Raw genomic sequence first — 15362 nt, 5'->3', positions numbered from 1 at the left:
AAGTTAGATCCAATAGCTTTCCTTATTTTATAGAAAAGAAAGCTATTGGGTAATTTTATAATGTGCGATTAACATGCTCAACTCGGAAGATTTCAAGGATATCGCCTGCACGCATATCTTCATATTTTTCAAATGCTATTCCACATTCTTGACCAATTTGCACTTCATTGACTTCATCCTTGAAACGCTTGAGAGTTTTAAGTTTTCCTTCATGAATAACGATATTATCCCGGATAAGACGAACACCAGCTCCTCGTTCTATTTTACCTTCTGTAACTTGACAGCCTGCAACTTTTCCAATTTTTGTAATGTTAAAGACTTCTAGAATTTCAGCATTACCAAGGAAAGTTTCGCGTTTTTCTGGTGAAAGCAACCCTGACATAGCTGCTTTGACATCATCAACAAGGTCATAAATGATATTATAATAGCGAATCTCAATTCCTTGTGTTTCAGCTAAATTACGTACTTGTTTATTGGCTCGAACATTAAAGCCAATAACAACAGAATTAGAGGTTTCAGCGAGAGAAATATCACTTTCAGTAATACCTCCAGCACCAGAATGAACGATGCGTGTCTGCACTTCCTCATTTCCTAATTTTTCTAATGCTGTAGTAATCGCTTCTATGGATCCTTGAACATCTCCTTTTATAATGAGTGAGAATTCTTTAACGCCAACAGTTTGTAATTTGGTCATCATCTGTTCAAGGGAACTACGAGAGCCAGTTTTGCGGGCTGCAGCTTTATCACGTGCTAATCTTTGACGATATTCAGAAATTTCACGCGCTTTTGCTTCATGAGCTACAACAGCAAAGCGGTCACCGGCTTGCGGTGTACCTTGCATACCCAAAATTTCAACTGGTGTAGAAGGACTTGCTGTTTTGATGTGATTGCCATGATCATCAATCAAAGCACGAATACGTCCCCATTCATTGCCAGCGACGATAATGTCAGAAAGATGCAATGTACCTTTTTGAACAAGAACAGTTGCAACCGATCCACGTCCTCGATCGAGTTTTGCTTCGATAACTATACCATCTGCGGTTCGTTCTGACTCCGCTTTCAGGTCAAGAATTTCAGCTTGCAGGAGGATAGCTTCAAGAAGTTTATCAAGGTTTTGACCAGTTTTTGCAGAAACTTCAACTTCTAAAGTTTCCCCACCCATGGTTTCGACAAAAACTTCGTGTTGCAAAAGTTCTGTACGCACTTTTTGTGCATCAGCAGTTGGTTTATCAATTTTATTGATAGCGACAATAATAGGTACATTAGCAGCTTTTGCATGATTAATTGATTCAATTGTTTGTGGCATGACACTGTCATCAGCAGCGACGACCAAAACGGCAATATCGGTGATTTGAGCACCACGAGCACGCATAGCTGTAAAAGCGGCGTGTCCAGGTGTGTCAATAAAGGTAATCTTTTGTCCATTTTGTTCAACTTGATAAGCGCCAATATGCTGTGTAATACTACCTGCTTCACTAGAGACAACATTGGCTTTACGAATAGCATCAAGAAGAGAGGTTTTTCCATGGTCAACATGGCCCATAATTGTTACAATTGGTGGGCGTTTTTGCATCTTTTGAAGATCATCATCTACATTAAAGATACCTTCTTCTATATCCGATTCTGAAACACGCTTGACTGTATGGCCAAATTCGATAGCGATAAGCTCAGCAATGTCTGCATCAATAACATCACCAGGCTTCATCATTTGTTCTTGTTTCATGAGAAATTTAATAACATCAACAGAGCGTTCAGCCATACGCTGTGCGAGTTCTTGTATAGTGATAGTTTCAGGAAGAGTAACTTCTCGAGAAATTTTTTCTCGTGGTTCTTGGTTTTGTGCGCGTTTAAATTTTTCCTGTCGGCGACGCATTGCAGCCATTGAGCGGCCACGTGGGTTGCCTTCTTCATCCAGTGCACTATTAAGGGTGAGTTTTCCACGGCGGCGTTCATCGGTACCTTTTATAATTTTAGGTGCACGTATTTCTGATTTGGCAAGATTAGCACGTCGGTTATATTTCTCGTCGTCTTCATTTTCATCTGCCTTGCGTTTGCTGGCAGCTGTGTTTTTAAGGGTGAGAGTAGCTTCTATCGATTCTATTGGAGAGACTGTAGAGGAAAAAAGAGGTGTTGGTTTTGTAGTATTTGAACTACTTTTTTGTGTTTTTTCCTTCTGAGTCTTTTGCAAAGACAAGCCTTCTTCACTCTCTTTTGCTTGTTTTTCTGCGGCTTGTTTACGAATTATCTCGTTTTGGATATGCGCTTCTTCTAGTGCACGAAATCTCGCATCCATTTCAGTTGATGAAAGATTGCTTTGAGCCGCAGGGGTAATAAGCGCTGGTTTGTCGATTCGTGGTCTGGAGCGCGGGGCTGCTACATGCGGTTTAGTAATTGGTTGTGGCACTTCAGTTTTTTCATCAGGACGCGCAATCTTACGCCGTTTGGTTTCGACAACCACAGCTTTTGTACGGCCATGACTAAAATTTTGTTTGACCGTATTTGTTTCTGATCCCGACCGTTTTAGAGTTAGCGTCTTTTTAGCTGTTATTTTGTCATTATTATTTTCACTCATTGCATTTCCTTCACGGCTTTTGCCGTCATCTCATCAAGCTTATTGCGCTTGTCCTTACGATAAGCGATCAGTTTGTATATTATTTTGATGAATCCGTCTGCAGCCTTTGTATTTAACAAGGCTGCATGTATCACATGATTAGTCCCAAAAGCCATACTCATTTCATCATTTGTAAATAAAGATATGGCTTTTACAGTATGATTTGTTTGTTTTTGTAATGCATGAATAGCTTGTGAAATTTTTTGTATTCCATTATCTGTCGCTTCTTTTGCATGAAGTACAAGAATGGCTTGACCAGAACGAATAGCTGCATCAACTTTAGTTGCGCCTGTAACTATAGCTCCTGCTTTTCGTGCCATAGAAAGAGCACTAAGAGCTGATTTTAACAAAAGTTTATCTACAATATTAGGAAGGTTTGCAGCAACCTCAACATCTGTTTTAAAACTTTTGCTAAAACTTTTGCGTTTGACCGCTTCTTCAATGGTAGCATAGTGGCTAGAAACCCAAACACCACGCCCAGGTAAATTAGCTTTAAGGTCGGGGACAATTTGATTGTTCGGACCAATAACAAAGCGGATCAGCGTTGTTGCTGAAGCGCTTTTTCTTGTTACAATGCAGGTCCGTTCATTCATTTTAAAGTGTATCCACGTCCGAATTACTGATTTCTTGATTTTCTTCAAGATCTTCTGTAGTAAGATCACTTTGAGTTATCCAGCCTGCGTGCACACGTGCAGCTAAAATCATAGCTTCTGCATCAGCAGGTGTAATATCAAACGTGGTCAAGATACCAGGAAAATTTTGTGTTTGACCTTTTTTGCGTTCTCGCCAACCAACTAGGTCGTCAACTGCATAGCCTGCAAAATCATCCATTGTTTTAACACCATCTTCACCAATGGCAACTAACATGGCATTTGTCATACCAGGAAGTATTTGCAATTCATCAGAAACGCAGAGACTTTTGCGTTTTTCATCCAGTTCTTTTTCTTTATTTTCTAGATATTCGCGTGCACGTTTTTGAATTTCTGCGGCAGTTTCACTATCAAAACCGTCGATGGAAGCGATTTCATCAAGGCCAACATAAGCAATTTCTTCAATAGAAGCGAATCCTTCCGAGGCCATCATTTGTCCGACTATTTTATCAACATTTAAGGATTCCATAAATAATTTGCTACGTTCAGTAAATTCTTTTTGACGATTTTCAGATTCTTCTTGTTCTGTTAAAATATCGATGTTCCATCCTGTTAATTGTGAAGCCAAACGGACATTTTGTCCACGCCGGCCAATAGCAAGGCTAAGCTGGTCATCAGGAACAACAACTTCAATACGCTCCGCATCTTCATCAAGAATGACTTTCGAAACTTCAGCAGGTTGTAATGCATTCACAACGAATGTTGCAGCATCTGGTGACCAAGGAATAATATCGATTTTTTCACCTTGTAATTCCGCGACAACAGCTTGAACTCGACTTCCTCGCATTCCAACACATGCTCCAACAGGATCAATTGAACCATCGCGTGAGACAACAGCAATTTTAGCACGGGAACCTGGATCACGAGCAACGGATTTAATTTCTATAATACCATCATAAATTTCTGGCACTTCCATGGTAAAAAGCTTTGCCATAAATTGAGGATGTGTACGTGAAAGGAAAATTTGTGGCCCCCGCGGTTCACGATGCACATCATTAACAAAGGCGCGAATACGATCTCCATAGTGAAAGGATTCACAGGGGATCAATTCATCACGACGTATAACAGCCTCTCCGCGTCCTAGATCAACAATAACATTTCCATATTCTACGCGTTTGACTGTACCAGAGATAATTTCACCAATTTTGTTTTTGAATTCTTCAAATTGATGGTTGCGTTCTGCATCACGCACTTTTTGTACGATAACTTGTTTAGCAGATTGTGCTGCAATACGCCCGAAGTCTATAGAAGGCAGAAGGTCAGAAATAAAATCACCAATTTTTGCATCTGCTTGGTGTTTTAGCGCGTCAGATAAAGAGATTTCAGTTGTATAATCTTCAACAATGTCAACCACTTGAAGTAAACGTTGTAATTTGATTTCACCTGTTTTCGAATTAATTTCAGCACGGATATTGGTTTCCTGACCATAACGCGAACGCGCTGCTTTCTGAATAGCATCGGCCATTGCAGAAATGACAATTTCACGGTCAATTGACTTTTCGCGTGCAACAGCATCTGCAATTTGCAGAATTTCAAGCCTGTTAGCGCTTATAGCCATCGATTTTCTCCTTTTTTGTGCCACATAATCGGTATTGTTTTATTGATATTAATTGCGAAAATTTATTTCGGATTCTAAAATATTGAAATCATCTTCAGGAATTAGTTGCTGGCGTAAATTTTTATCTTTTTTTAATGCATCGCGAATAAGTTTATCAGTAAGCATTAAATGTGCATTAGTAATATTAGAGAAAGAAACATATACTGTTTTTTCTTCAAGGGCTGTATCAATATTTAAAGTAAAGCCATCTTGAGTGACATTCTCAAGCGTCCCACGAAATTTCCGATGTCCATTAATTATTGTTCTCGTTTCGATTTTTGCAGTATATCCCTGCCAATGAAAAAAATCTGATTTTCTAACTAACGGGCGATCAATACCAGGAGATGATATTTCTAAGTGATATTTGCGTTCAATAATATTTTGCACATCAAGAAGGGGAGAGATTGTTTTACTAATAATTTCACAATCTTCTATTGTCATGGTGCCATCAGAACGTTCAGCCATAATTTGAAGTGTTAAACCATTTAAACCGAGAAGTTTTACACGAACTAAACGATAGCCTAAAGGCTTAAGTAATGGTGCAACGAGAACGACAACAAGTGCTTCAATTCCATCTTCTTCAAATAGGCGCGGTTCATCAATATCGTTCATTATTTCAGTTGCATTTATATACGACATTAAAACTTCTTTTGTTGGCTTTATAACATTAAAAAAGAGCGGATCCAAACGATCCACTCTTTATCATAAGATTAAGAATTTCCTTAATTGTACTCTTAAATTTAAAATTTTTCAAGTCATCTATAATCAAAGCATTTCATCATTTATTTCTTGATAAAAGTGAGATAAGTAGGCACTCTATTTTCACGCAAAGCTTTTGCTTCATAGCGGGTACTTGGCCACAGCGGATAAGGAGTTTTCCAATCTTGAGGGGTATCCGATTGCCATTTAAAGCTACTGTGATTTGTAAAATGATATAGTGTCCAATTTACATAAGTATCTATATCACTAGCAAAGCGAAATCTCCCACCTTTTTTAAGAACTCGTGCAAAACGATCAAGATTTTTTACATTGATAAAACGTCTTTTCCAATGCTTTTTCTTGGGCCATGGATCTGGATAGAAAAGGTCTATACCATTCAGAGATTCTTCTGGCAGCCAATCAAGAAGGTATGTTGCATCATCATCATAAAGCCGAAGATGATTTTGATATTGTGTATATTTTTCAAGATACATCAACATTTTTGCCATGCCATTGATAAAGGGCTCTACACCGATAAAACCAATTTGTGGGAAACGTGTCATTTCATGGCATAAATGTTCACCTCCTCCAAAGCCGATTTCAAGTCGGATTTCCTTTACTGGATGATCGGTAAATAAGGATGTTAGATCTGAGGGTGCAGGCTTATTTAGATCAATTTTAAGAATGGGAAGAAGCGTCTTTATGGATGTAAGTTGGTTACTACGAAGCTGTTTTCCTTGTCGGCGACCAAAGAAGGCTTTATTGATGCATGATTTATGAGCAATCATGATTTTTTATCGTTGCTTTGAGAATTTCAATCAAATCAGTTTTTTCCCATGAGAATGAACCATCCTGTTCTGGTTTACGCCCAAAATGACCATAAGCAGCTGTTTTTGTGTAAATGGGTTTATTGAGCCCAAGATGTTTTCGAATACCTGTTGGCGAAAGGTCTATTATTTTACTGATTGCAGCCTTGACAGTCTTTTCATCTACTTTTCCTGTGCCATGAAGATTAAGATAAACGGATAAAGGTTGCGCAACACCAATAGCATAAGAAAGCTGAATAGTGCATCGTTCTGCTAAGTTCGCTGCTACAATATTCTTAGCTAGATATCTTGCAGCATAAGCTGCAGAACGATCAACTTTTGTTGTATCTTTACCTGAAAAAGCCCCACCGCCGTGAGGTGCTGCACCACCATAGGTATCAACAATAATTTTACGTCCCGTCAGTCCTGCGTCACTTTGAGGACCGCCAATAACAAATTTTCCTGTTGGATTAATGTACCAACTGCAGTGATCAGAAATAGGAATATCCTGTAAGGCTTTACGAATATAGGGTTCAACTACTGTGCGAACTTTATTTGAATCCCAACGTTCATCCAAGTGTTGTGTCGAAAGAACAATAGATGTTACTTCTGCGGGTTTTCCATTGATATAACGTATTGTTATTTGGCTTTTGGCATCTGGTCCTAGTTGTCCAGTTTCTCCTTCTTTCTTATGGCGAGCTATGGCGAGATGCTCTAAAATTTTATGTGCATAATAAATTGGTGCAGGCATGAGATCTGGGGTTTCACGGCAAGCGTACCCAAACATAATGCCTTGATCTCCTGCCCCTTCTCCACTTTGATAATCATCAGTAGCGTTATCGACTCCTCGTGCGATATCAGCTGATTGTGGACGCAAAAGAACATCAATTTTAACAGTTTTCCAATGAAAGCCTATTTGTTCATAGCCAATTGCACGAATGGCGTGGCGTGCAACTGTTCGAAAACGGGTAGGATTAATAATAGGGGTCCCGGTTTTATCAAGTATAAACTCCCCATTTTTATCTTTTTTTAAAAGCGTATCAGGAACACGCACTTCGCCAGCAATAACAACGCGGTTTACACTTACTAAAGTTTCACAAGCAACACGTACAAACCACGGATCAGTGCCTGTTTTCTCAGCTTCTTTATAGATCATATCAACGATTTCATCAGAAATACGATCGCAAATTTTGTCAGGGTGTCCTTCTGATACCGATTCACTTGTAAAAAAATAACTTTGATGCGGCATAAGAACTCCCTTAAAAGAAAACTGATACTCTACAGATAACACTTTCCCTTATTTGCCAATCTTATGGCAAATCGTCAACGCTGATCCGTAAGGTGATATGAAAGAAAAAATAAATTTTTACTTTTATAATTTGTTTGTTTGATCTTCTTCAGAAAGAGCCTTGGCCAAATCAATAATTTTGCGACGCACTTTAGCATCTAGTATATTGGTGAAAGCGCGCATTAATTGGATCCCTTCATTACTGGAGCAAAAGTCCATAAAATTGCTATCACTCTCAGCAAAACTTTCTTCAGGTTGATTATTAATGCCTTTATCAAAAAAATAAGAAACAGGGACATCCATAATCTCTGCAATTGCCTGAAGACGACTCGCACCAACACGATTTGTGCCTTTTTCATATTTTTGGATTTGCTGAAAAGTAATCCCTAATTGTTCACCTAATTTTTCTTGGGTAAGACCCAACATGTTACGACGCAAACGAATACGGGTTCCAACATAAATATCTATTGGATCAGGTTTTTTTCTAGTTTCGGTCATAATGCAACTCTTTTATTTTCAGCGTTTTGTTTCCAAACCAATATTAGGTGCACGTGAGGTCAGTTTATCATAAATTAAGATGGTATGTAATACTCTTCCTTGGCGTTACTGGTACGCATAACATGACATTTGTACATAAGAACTCAATCATTAAAGTTGTTTTGCAGAACCAAAACTAATGCGGCACAATAACATAAGAATGAATAAGATGAAAGTAGAGAATATTCTGAATTCATTGTCCCATATTGGGATGATTGGGGATGGAATTGGCGAATCAAGAGAGCCAATAACATTTAGTTTAAGAGAGGAAATGATTCGTCCATAAGGATCAATTACAGCGGATATTCCATTATTAGCTGCTCGTATGAGGGGTATGCCTAGTTCAACAGCACGCAATTGTGCTTGTTGAAAATGTTGATAGGGGCCGGGTGTTACACCAAACCATGCATCATTTGTAACATTAATAATAGCTTGAGGGGGAGAGCCTTTGAAAGTCATTTCATTGGGAAATATAACTTCATAGCAAATGAGTGGAAGATAAGAAAATCCATTAAGCATAGTAACAGTTTTTCTTACAGTGGCTGCACTAAATCCACCAATATTATTAGCAATGGCATGCAATCCAATTTTATTCAATAAACTTTGATAAGGAATATATTCACCAAAAGGAACCAGATGAAGTTTATCGGAAGTATTAGAAATATTGCCTTCTGAATCGATAACTTGAATTGTATTAAAATAGTTTATTGAGGCGTTAGAGGAGCTAGTGCGCACGGCGCCGATAATAGCCGATTGTTGTGATTTGAGAACAGAGGCAATTTGCTTTGTAATAGCAGAAATCTCATTCAGAATGTAAGGAACAGATGTTTCTGGCCACACGATAAAGTCAGGTTCTGGTGTTTTGTTATTTGTTGATGTTCTGCTTAAGTTCAGATGAGTTTCAAATATATTTGTTTGTGTAGCACTGTTTAATTTTTTGCTTTGTTGAATAGAGGGTTGGATGATGCGTACCCAGTAGCTACTATTTTGATAATCCGCTATATTGGGTGCTGTATTTAAGCGGTAGAATCCAAAGCCACTATGAATTAATATAAGAAAGAAACACAAAAAAAGCGCTCCGCATTTTTTTTCATTTGTTAATAAAACAGTAGGTAAACTATAACTTAGAACGGCAAGAATATTCATTCCATAAAGCCCTACGATAGCATTTGATTGCATAAGCATTGGGGTTGGCATAGCTGTATAAGCGATAGAATTCCAAGGAAATCCTGTGAATAGGGTAGCACGCAACCATTCTGCTAATCCTGCCGAAAAAGCCAATACAAAGAAGCGTGCTATTCCTTTTGTCCATAATAAACTAACAAGTAATCCAGAAAAAAACCAATAAAGAGCAAGGCAAGCAGGAAGGCCAAAAATAGCGAATGGGATGACCCAAGCAAAAGCAATCGGATCTATTAGCAAGGCATTGCTTAGCCACCAAAGGCTAAAAACAAAATAACCGAAGCCAAAGTTCCCACAGGTAAGTGCACTTGTTAAAAAACGTATTTTTTTATTTTGAATGGTGTTTATTGCATCAAGTAAAACAACAAAAACAGGGAAAGTTAAAAAGCAGATAGGGGTCAGAAAAAAGGGTGGGAGTGCAAAAGCCGTAAGGCCACCGCATAGAAAAGCACATATTTGCCGTTTCCAACCGGTGACAGAAAGCAGGAAAGATGTAAACTTTTTTAAAAGTACGTCGCTATTCTTTTGGTGTAGAATTTTTTTTTAAGTTGTCATTTTCTGAAATGCGAACGATACGTAATCGTTTAATTCGACGTTTATCGGCTTCTAGAATACGGCATCGATAACCAGGAACAGCTTCGATGGTTTCACCTTTTGAAGGAATGCGATCCAGAACAGAAACAATTAAACCACCAATGGTATCAACTTCATCACCATATTCCCCTACGATGAAATCAGGACCAAGAGCTTTTTTTACATCGTCCAGTTTAGTTCTTGCATCAACGAGCCATTTATTATCAGGTTCACGCACAATAGCATTATCAACACTGTCATGCTCATCTTCAATATCACCAACGACAAGTTCGACAATATCTTCCATAGAAACTAAACCATCTGTGCCACCGTGTTCATCAATGACTAAAGCCATTTGCGTTCTTGTCGTTTGCATACGTGTTAATAATTGTTTTGCAAGCATAGAACTAGGAACAAATAAAACAGTTCGAACAAGGTTTAACTCACCAATTGGACAGCTTAAATGTGTGTGATTTAATTGAAGTGCAGTGGATTTTTGTCCATTTTGAACTTCTCTGGTAATAAAGCGGGTCATATAGTTCAAAATATCTCGAATATGAATCATGCCTCGTGGATCATCTAAAGTTTCAGCGTAAACAGGCATACGAGAATGACCAATTCTTTCAAAACACTCAAAAGCTTCTCCAAGAGGAGTATTTATATCCAATGCTTCAATTTCAGAACGCGGAATCATAATATCATCAACACGTGTTTCACGCAGGCGTAAAATATTGTGCAGCATGATGCTTTCTTCAGATGAGAAGAGTACTGTGCCATTTTCATTATCAGCAGCGAGTGCATTGGTAAGGTTATTATGCATAGATGTAGACGTATGGTTGCGCCCATGCAAAAATGAAAATAAATAGGTTAGTAAGGAATTTTTCTCTGTGCTTGTTTGTTGAGGATGAGACCTTTCAATACTAGAAGATGTTTGACTGCTATTTTGTGTATTCACTTTCTCCGCCATAATTTAAAAATCTTCTAAACTTTAAAGTTGCAACATTGGTTCTTAAAAGTCACTCTTGTATCATTTTAAAGTAGCTCAGTATAGGGATTTTTTATTGCTATCTTTTGTAGAATTTCTTTTTCTAGCTCTTCCATTTGATAGGCTTCATTATCTGTTTCATGATCATAACCAAGGAGATGAAGGACACCATGAACAATCATATGTGTTAAATGATCATGGAATGATTTTCCTTCTTCCTCAGCTTCACGCACAATTGTTTCTCTTGCAAGGACAATATCACCAAGCATTGGTCCAGGATTTTGTCCAGCTTTAAGAGAAAAAGCAGGAAAGGATAAAACATTAGTGGATTTATTTTTATTGCGCCATTGTGTATTAATTTGTGCCATGCGCACATTATTCGTAAATAGTAAACTAAGCTCGCTTGTCACTTGAGTTAATGAAAGACGATCGATTGTAGCGATTAGTGCTTTTTCGGTAATAGTATATAATGTCTTTTCATTACCCCATTCAGCATTTTCAATAGTTATCTTAATAGAAATCATGATAAATTTAAATTATTTTGTTGATGGAAACATGAGGATGATATGTTTGTCTTTGTTCATTTGAGTCTCGATCATAAGCGTTAACAATAGAAGCAACAAGGGGATGGCGTACAATATCTTTTTCATCAAAGCGGACAATTGCAATATTCTCTATATTTGAGAGAACACGTGTTGCTTCCACTAAACCTGATTTTTGCCCTCTGGGAAGATCAATTTGGCTGACATCACCTGTTATAATCATTCGTGATCCTTCTCCAAAACGTGTGAGAAACATCTTCATTTGCATGGGAGTGGTATTTTGCGCTTCATCAAGGATAATCGCTGAGTGAGCAATTGTGCGCCCGCGCATGAAGGCAAGAGGAGCAATTTCTATGATTCCAGAAGTGAGAACACGTTCCACTTTTTCAACAGGCATCATATCATAAAGAGCATCATAAAGTGGCCGTAGATAGGGGTCTACTTTTTCCTTAAGATCACCAGGAAGAAAACCAAGATGTTCTCCAGCTTCAACAGCAGGGCGAGAGAGAATAATCCGTTCAATGATACCACGCTCTAGGAGCATTGCAGCATGGGCAACAGCAAGGTATGTTTTGCCAGTTCCTGCTGGACCTATAGCAAAAACAAGTTCAGTATTTTCCATAGCTCGCATATAATAATCCTGCGTTGGGGTACGAGCATGGATTGTCGTTTTATGAGTACTTAATCGCGCAAGCACACGTTTTGTTGTAGATTGAGTTGTTTGCGAAAATTTTTGCTGTTCATTTAGCAAATTTGCCATAACAATTGCATTTTCTGTATCTGATAAAGTAAGTTCTTGACGTGTTTTAGCAAGTTCGCAAAGCTGGTCGAGTACGCATTGTGCATGTTTTGCAGCTGTAGCTTCCCCACGGATTAAAACTGTGTTACCGTGTGAATGAATATCAAGCCCAAGTCTCTTTTCAATGTAAGAGAGATTTTCATCAAAGGCTCCAAAAACTATTTTTGCGTAATGATTGTCTTCAAAAGCCAAAACAATGTGATTAATATTTTTTGAGTTAATTTTTTTTAAAATATTCATATCTACAAAGGAAACACTTCTTTTCCTTTTGGTATTTTTTAGTTTTTCGGTTGAGATTTTCAACCTATTCTCCCTATATTTTAACTGTTATGCGCATCATTTCAGCGAAATTCATAAAGCAGTATGCTGCTTTTCTATACAACCCATATACACAAATGCAATCTCTTTCTTTAAAAATAAGAGCATTTTTATACTGTAAATAAGGCTTTAAAAAGTTTTTTCATGAATTAGCTTTTTCACCGACGAAACTGTTTGAGCTTGCATTTGTAATCTGAATTGCTATCACAGTACCAATAGGAGCGTGTGCATCCACAACAACAGGTAAAAGCCAAGGTGAGCGTCCCACAATTTGTCCAGGGTGGCGACCATCTTTTTCAATAAGGATATCAATTGTTTGACCGATTTTAGAGCGTAAAAATTTATTCTGTTGGTCGAAAAGAAGTGCTTGTAAACGTTGAAGACGGTCATTTTTCACTTTTTCATCAACCTGATTGTTCATTGTTGCACTGAGCGTTCCAGGACGGGGTGAATATTTGAAAGAATAAGCTGAACTATAGCCTACTTGTTCAATGAGTTTGATAGTTTCTTCAAAATCGTCGTCAGTTTCTCCCGGAAATCCCACGATAAAATCACCTGAAAAAGCAATATCAGGCCGTGCTGTACGAATTTTTTCAATGATATTGAGATAATCAATAGCTTTATGTTGTCGATTCATTGCTTTTAAGATGCGATCTGATCCCGATTGAACAGGAAGATGCAGGTAAGGCATTAGTATATCAAGGTTTCTGTGTGCTGCGATGAGACTATCATCCATATCACGGGGATGACTAGTTGTGTAGCGCAAGCGCTTTAAACCATCAAGTTTAGCAAGATGATAGAGAAGGTCACCAAAATGCCAAGTTTTGCCGTCGGCACTTTGTCCATGCCAACCATTAACATTTTGTCCAAGAAGTGTAATTTCTTTAACATCAGCTTCGATAAGTTGGCGAGCTTCATCAGTAATTTGTTCAACAGAACGTGATATTTCAGCGCCTCTTGTATAGGGAACAACACAAAAGGTGCAAAATTTGTCGCAGCCTTCTTGAATTGTTAAAAATGCGCTAACGCCTCTTTTTTGGACAGCACGTTTATTATGAGGCGGTAAATGATTAAATTTATCTTCAACAGCATAATTTGTTTCAACAATTTTTTTTCCTTGTTGAGCTTGTTGTAATAATTCTGGTAGGCGATGGTACATTTGTGGTCCAACAACCAGATCTACCGTTGGAGAACGGCGTAAGATTTCATCTCCTTCAGCTTGAGCGACACAACCAGTAACACCAATCATCAAAGGTTTTTCAGATGTTCGTTTTTGGCGCATCATGCGCAAGCGACCGAGGTCGGAATAAAGCTTTTCTGCTGCTTTTTCACGAATATGGCATGTATTAACAAGAATAAGATCAGCATCATTGGGTGTTTGTGTTGTGACATACCCTTGCGTGCTGAGACTATCACTCATTCGTTGGCTATCATAAACGTTCATTTGGCATCCATAGGTTTTAATAAAAACCTTTTTGGAAGCAATAAGAGGCGTATTTTTCGAGTTTGATTGTTTCATAGCTCATTGTTAAACATTTTTTATGTAAATCTCAATCTGTTTGCTTAAAAGTTTTTTGCATAATGATGGCATCTATGAAACCATCTTTTGAAGGATAGTAAGCAAAACGTTTGGAAATTTTTTTAAATTTGAAACGTTTATAAAGGGCCAGGGCAGAAAGATTGGTTTCTTCTACTTCTAAAAAAAGTTTTGTAGCACGCTCATGATAAAGATGACGAAGGGTATGATCAATCAGCAAATAGCCAATTCCTTGCTGACGGTGATGAGGATGAACTGCAATTGTTATGATTTCTGCTTCATCAAGAATAAGACGGCATAAACAAAACCCCAAAATTTGGTCAGGTTGCCCAATAGGGCAAGCTTTGTAACCAAAAATGAAAGGATCTTTTAAAAAAATATCAAAAATTTGTTCTTTCCAAGTTGGAGTAAAGCAACTTTGATGAATTTGATGAAGAGCTGCACTGTCATCAGCTTTTAAAGATGCAATCCAAAAATTCTTTTTTGTTAATGAAAATTTAGCCATTATTTTTTCGAGGCAAGGCAAAATTGCTTTGTTGTTTTGCATCAGCATCACGTAAATAGAGTGGACGGGGTGAAGCTTGTGGTTGCTTGTTGGTAGCGAGGTGAGCATAGATTGCAATATCAGCTGTTTCACACGTGATTTGATCTGATATGATTACTGTATTTATTTTATTGTTTCGAATGTGAAGAGCAATAGTGTTAACTGCTGAGCCTATTAATATGGTTTGTTGTGGTAGATCTGCAATAATATGCTCAAGCGTCCTCAGACTAGGTTCACTCAATGCTGTGAGATCTTTATTGAAATTTTGATGATAAAATATTCCCCTGCCAGCTTCAATTACAACAGTAATTGCTGATAGGGTATCTTCATTGGAGGCTTGTTGAAGTGCTTGTGTTGCTAATGCTTCAAGTGAGCTTATCCCAATAGCGGGTATTTCTAGTGCTAGTGCTAAAGCTTTTGCTGTCGAAACACCTGTACGCACACCTGTAAATGATCCTGGCCCAATATTGACAGCAATGCGATTAATTTGATCAAGAGTGATATTGGCATTGTGAATTGTTTGGGCGATTTGTTCAATAAGCTTTTCAGCGTGGTTTTTGTTCATGCGTTCGCTGATGCGCGTAATAACTGATGTGTGATGAATAAGCGCAACGATGCAGTGGGTGAAAGCAGTATCTATAGTAAGAATGAACATAAATACCTCTTAGCCGAATATAGAGATAAACAAAAGATT

Annotated in this window: 14 protein-coding genes; all 14 read right to left on the bottom strand. The window is 38.0% G+C overall.

Going from position 1 to position 15362, the window contains the following annotated elements:
* Nucleotides 1–55: 55 nt before the first annotated feature.
* The 14 genes from infB to tsaB all read right to left on the bottom strand — a co-directional run bounded on the left by infB (nucleotide 56) and on the right by tsaB (nucleotide 15323).
* Nucleotides 56–2572 (bottom strand): translation initiation factor IF-2, encoded by a 2517-nt coding sequence (infB, locus tag H710_RS00460; protein WP_041848900.1) that lies wholly within the window; start codon nucleotides 2570–2572, stop codon nucleotides 56–58.
* The gene (locus H710_RS00455; protein WP_041848899.1) at nucleotides 2569–3204 is read right to left on the bottom strand and encodes an RNA-binding protein; all 636 of its coding nucleotides are present in this window, start codon (nucleotides 3202–3204) and stop codon (nucleotides 2569–2571) included. Before H710_RS00455 ends, infB begins: the two co-directional genes overlap by 4 nt.
* Before the next feature lies 1 nt (nucleotide 3205).
* Complete coding sequence (gene nusA, locus H710_RS00450; protein WP_041848898.1) at nucleotides 3206–4819, bottom strand: transcription termination factor NusA; 1614 nt, start codon at nucleotides 4817–4819, stop codon at nucleotides 3206–3208.
* A gap of 48 nt (nucleotides 4820–4867) precedes the next feature.
* Nucleotides 4868–5497: a ribosome maturation factor RimP gene (gene rimP / locus H710_RS00445; RefSeq protein ID WP_196295834.1), complete on the bottom strand. Its 630-nt coding sequence runs from the start codon at nucleotides 5495–5497 to the stop codon at nucleotides 4868–4870.
* 143 nt (nucleotides 5498–5640) lie between these two features.
* Nucleotides 5641–6345: a tRNA (guanine(46)-N(7))-methyltransferase TrmB gene (gene trmB, locus H710_RS00440; protein WP_041848897.1), complete on the bottom strand. Its 705-nt coding sequence runs from the start codon at nucleotides 6343–6345 to the stop codon at nucleotides 5641–5643.
* The gene (gene metK, locus H710_RS00435) at nucleotides 6332–7612 is read right to left on the bottom strand and encodes a methionine adenosyltransferase (protein ID WP_041848896.1); all 1281 of its coding nucleotides are present in this window, start codon (nucleotides 7610–7612) and stop codon (nucleotides 6332–6334) included. Before metK ends, trmB begins: the two co-directional genes overlap by 14 nt.
* A gap of 123 nt (nucleotides 7613–7735) precedes the next feature.
* Nucleotides 7736–8149: a helix-turn-helix domain-containing protein gene (locus H710_RS00430; protein ID WP_005767971.1), complete on the bottom strand. Its 414-nt coding sequence runs from the start codon at nucleotides 8147–8149 to the stop codon at nucleotides 7736–7738.
* Between the two features lie 150 nt (nucleotides 8150–8299).
* Nucleotides 8300–9907, bottom strand: coding sequence for an apolipoprotein N-acyltransferase (lnt, locus tag H710_RS00425; protein ID WP_080772740.1), 1608 nt, complete (start codon nucleotides 9905–9907; stop codon nucleotides 8300–8302).
* The gene (locus H710_RS00420) at nucleotides 9888–10910 is read right to left on the bottom strand and encodes a hemolysin family protein (protein ID WP_041848894.1); all 1023 of its coding nucleotides are present in this window, start codon (nucleotides 10908–10910) and stop codon (nucleotides 9888–9890) included. The genes lnt and H710_RS00420 overlap by 20 nt, the downstream gene beginning before the upstream one ends.
* A gap of 65 nt (nucleotides 10911–10975) precedes the next feature.
* Nucleotides 10976–11452, bottom strand: coding sequence for an rRNA maturation RNase YbeY (gene ybeY, locus H710_RS00415; RefSeq protein ID WP_041848893.1), 477 nt, complete (start codon nucleotides 11450–11452; stop codon nucleotides 10976–10978).
* Nucleotides 11453–11459: 7 nt separating this feature from the next.
* Complete coding sequence (locus tag H710_RS00410; protein WP_041848892.1) at nucleotides 11460–12572, bottom strand: PhoH family protein; 1113 nt, start codon at nucleotides 12570–12572, stop codon at nucleotides 11460–11462.
* Between the two features lie 157 nt (nucleotides 12573–12729).
* Nucleotides 12730–14106 (bottom strand): tRNA (N6-isopentenyl adenosine(37)-C2)-methylthiotransferase MiaB, encoded by a 1377-nt coding sequence (gene miaB / locus H710_RS00405; RefSeq protein WP_041848891.1) that lies wholly within the window; start codon nucleotides 14104–14106, stop codon nucleotides 12730–12732.
* Between the two features lie 31 nt (nucleotides 14107–14137).
* Nucleotides 14138–14629 (bottom strand): ribosomal protein S18-alanine N-acetyltransferase, encoded by a 492-nt coding sequence (gene rimI, locus H710_RS00400; protein WP_041848890.1) that lies wholly within the window; start codon nucleotides 14627–14629, stop codon nucleotides 14138–14140.
* A complete protein-coding gene (gene tsaB, locus H710_RS00395; protein WP_041848889.1) occupies nucleotides 14622–15323 on the bottom strand; it encodes a tRNA (adenosine(37)-N6)-threonylcarbamoyltransferase complex dimerization subunit type 1 TsaB in 702 nt (233 codons plus the stop codon). The genes rimI and tsaB overlap by 8 nt, the downstream gene beginning before the upstream one ends.
* Nucleotides 15324–15362: the final 39 nt, after the last annotated feature.

The sequence above is a fragment of the Bartonella bacilliformis Ver097 genome, from assembly GCF_000709795.1.
GTDB lineage: Bacteria > Pseudomonadota > Alphaproteobacteria > Rhizobiales > Rhizobiaceae > Bartonella > Bartonella bacilliformis_A.
Note: the sequence above shows the minus strand (reverse complement) of the source record. Positions and strands in the feature narration are given on the sequence as shown.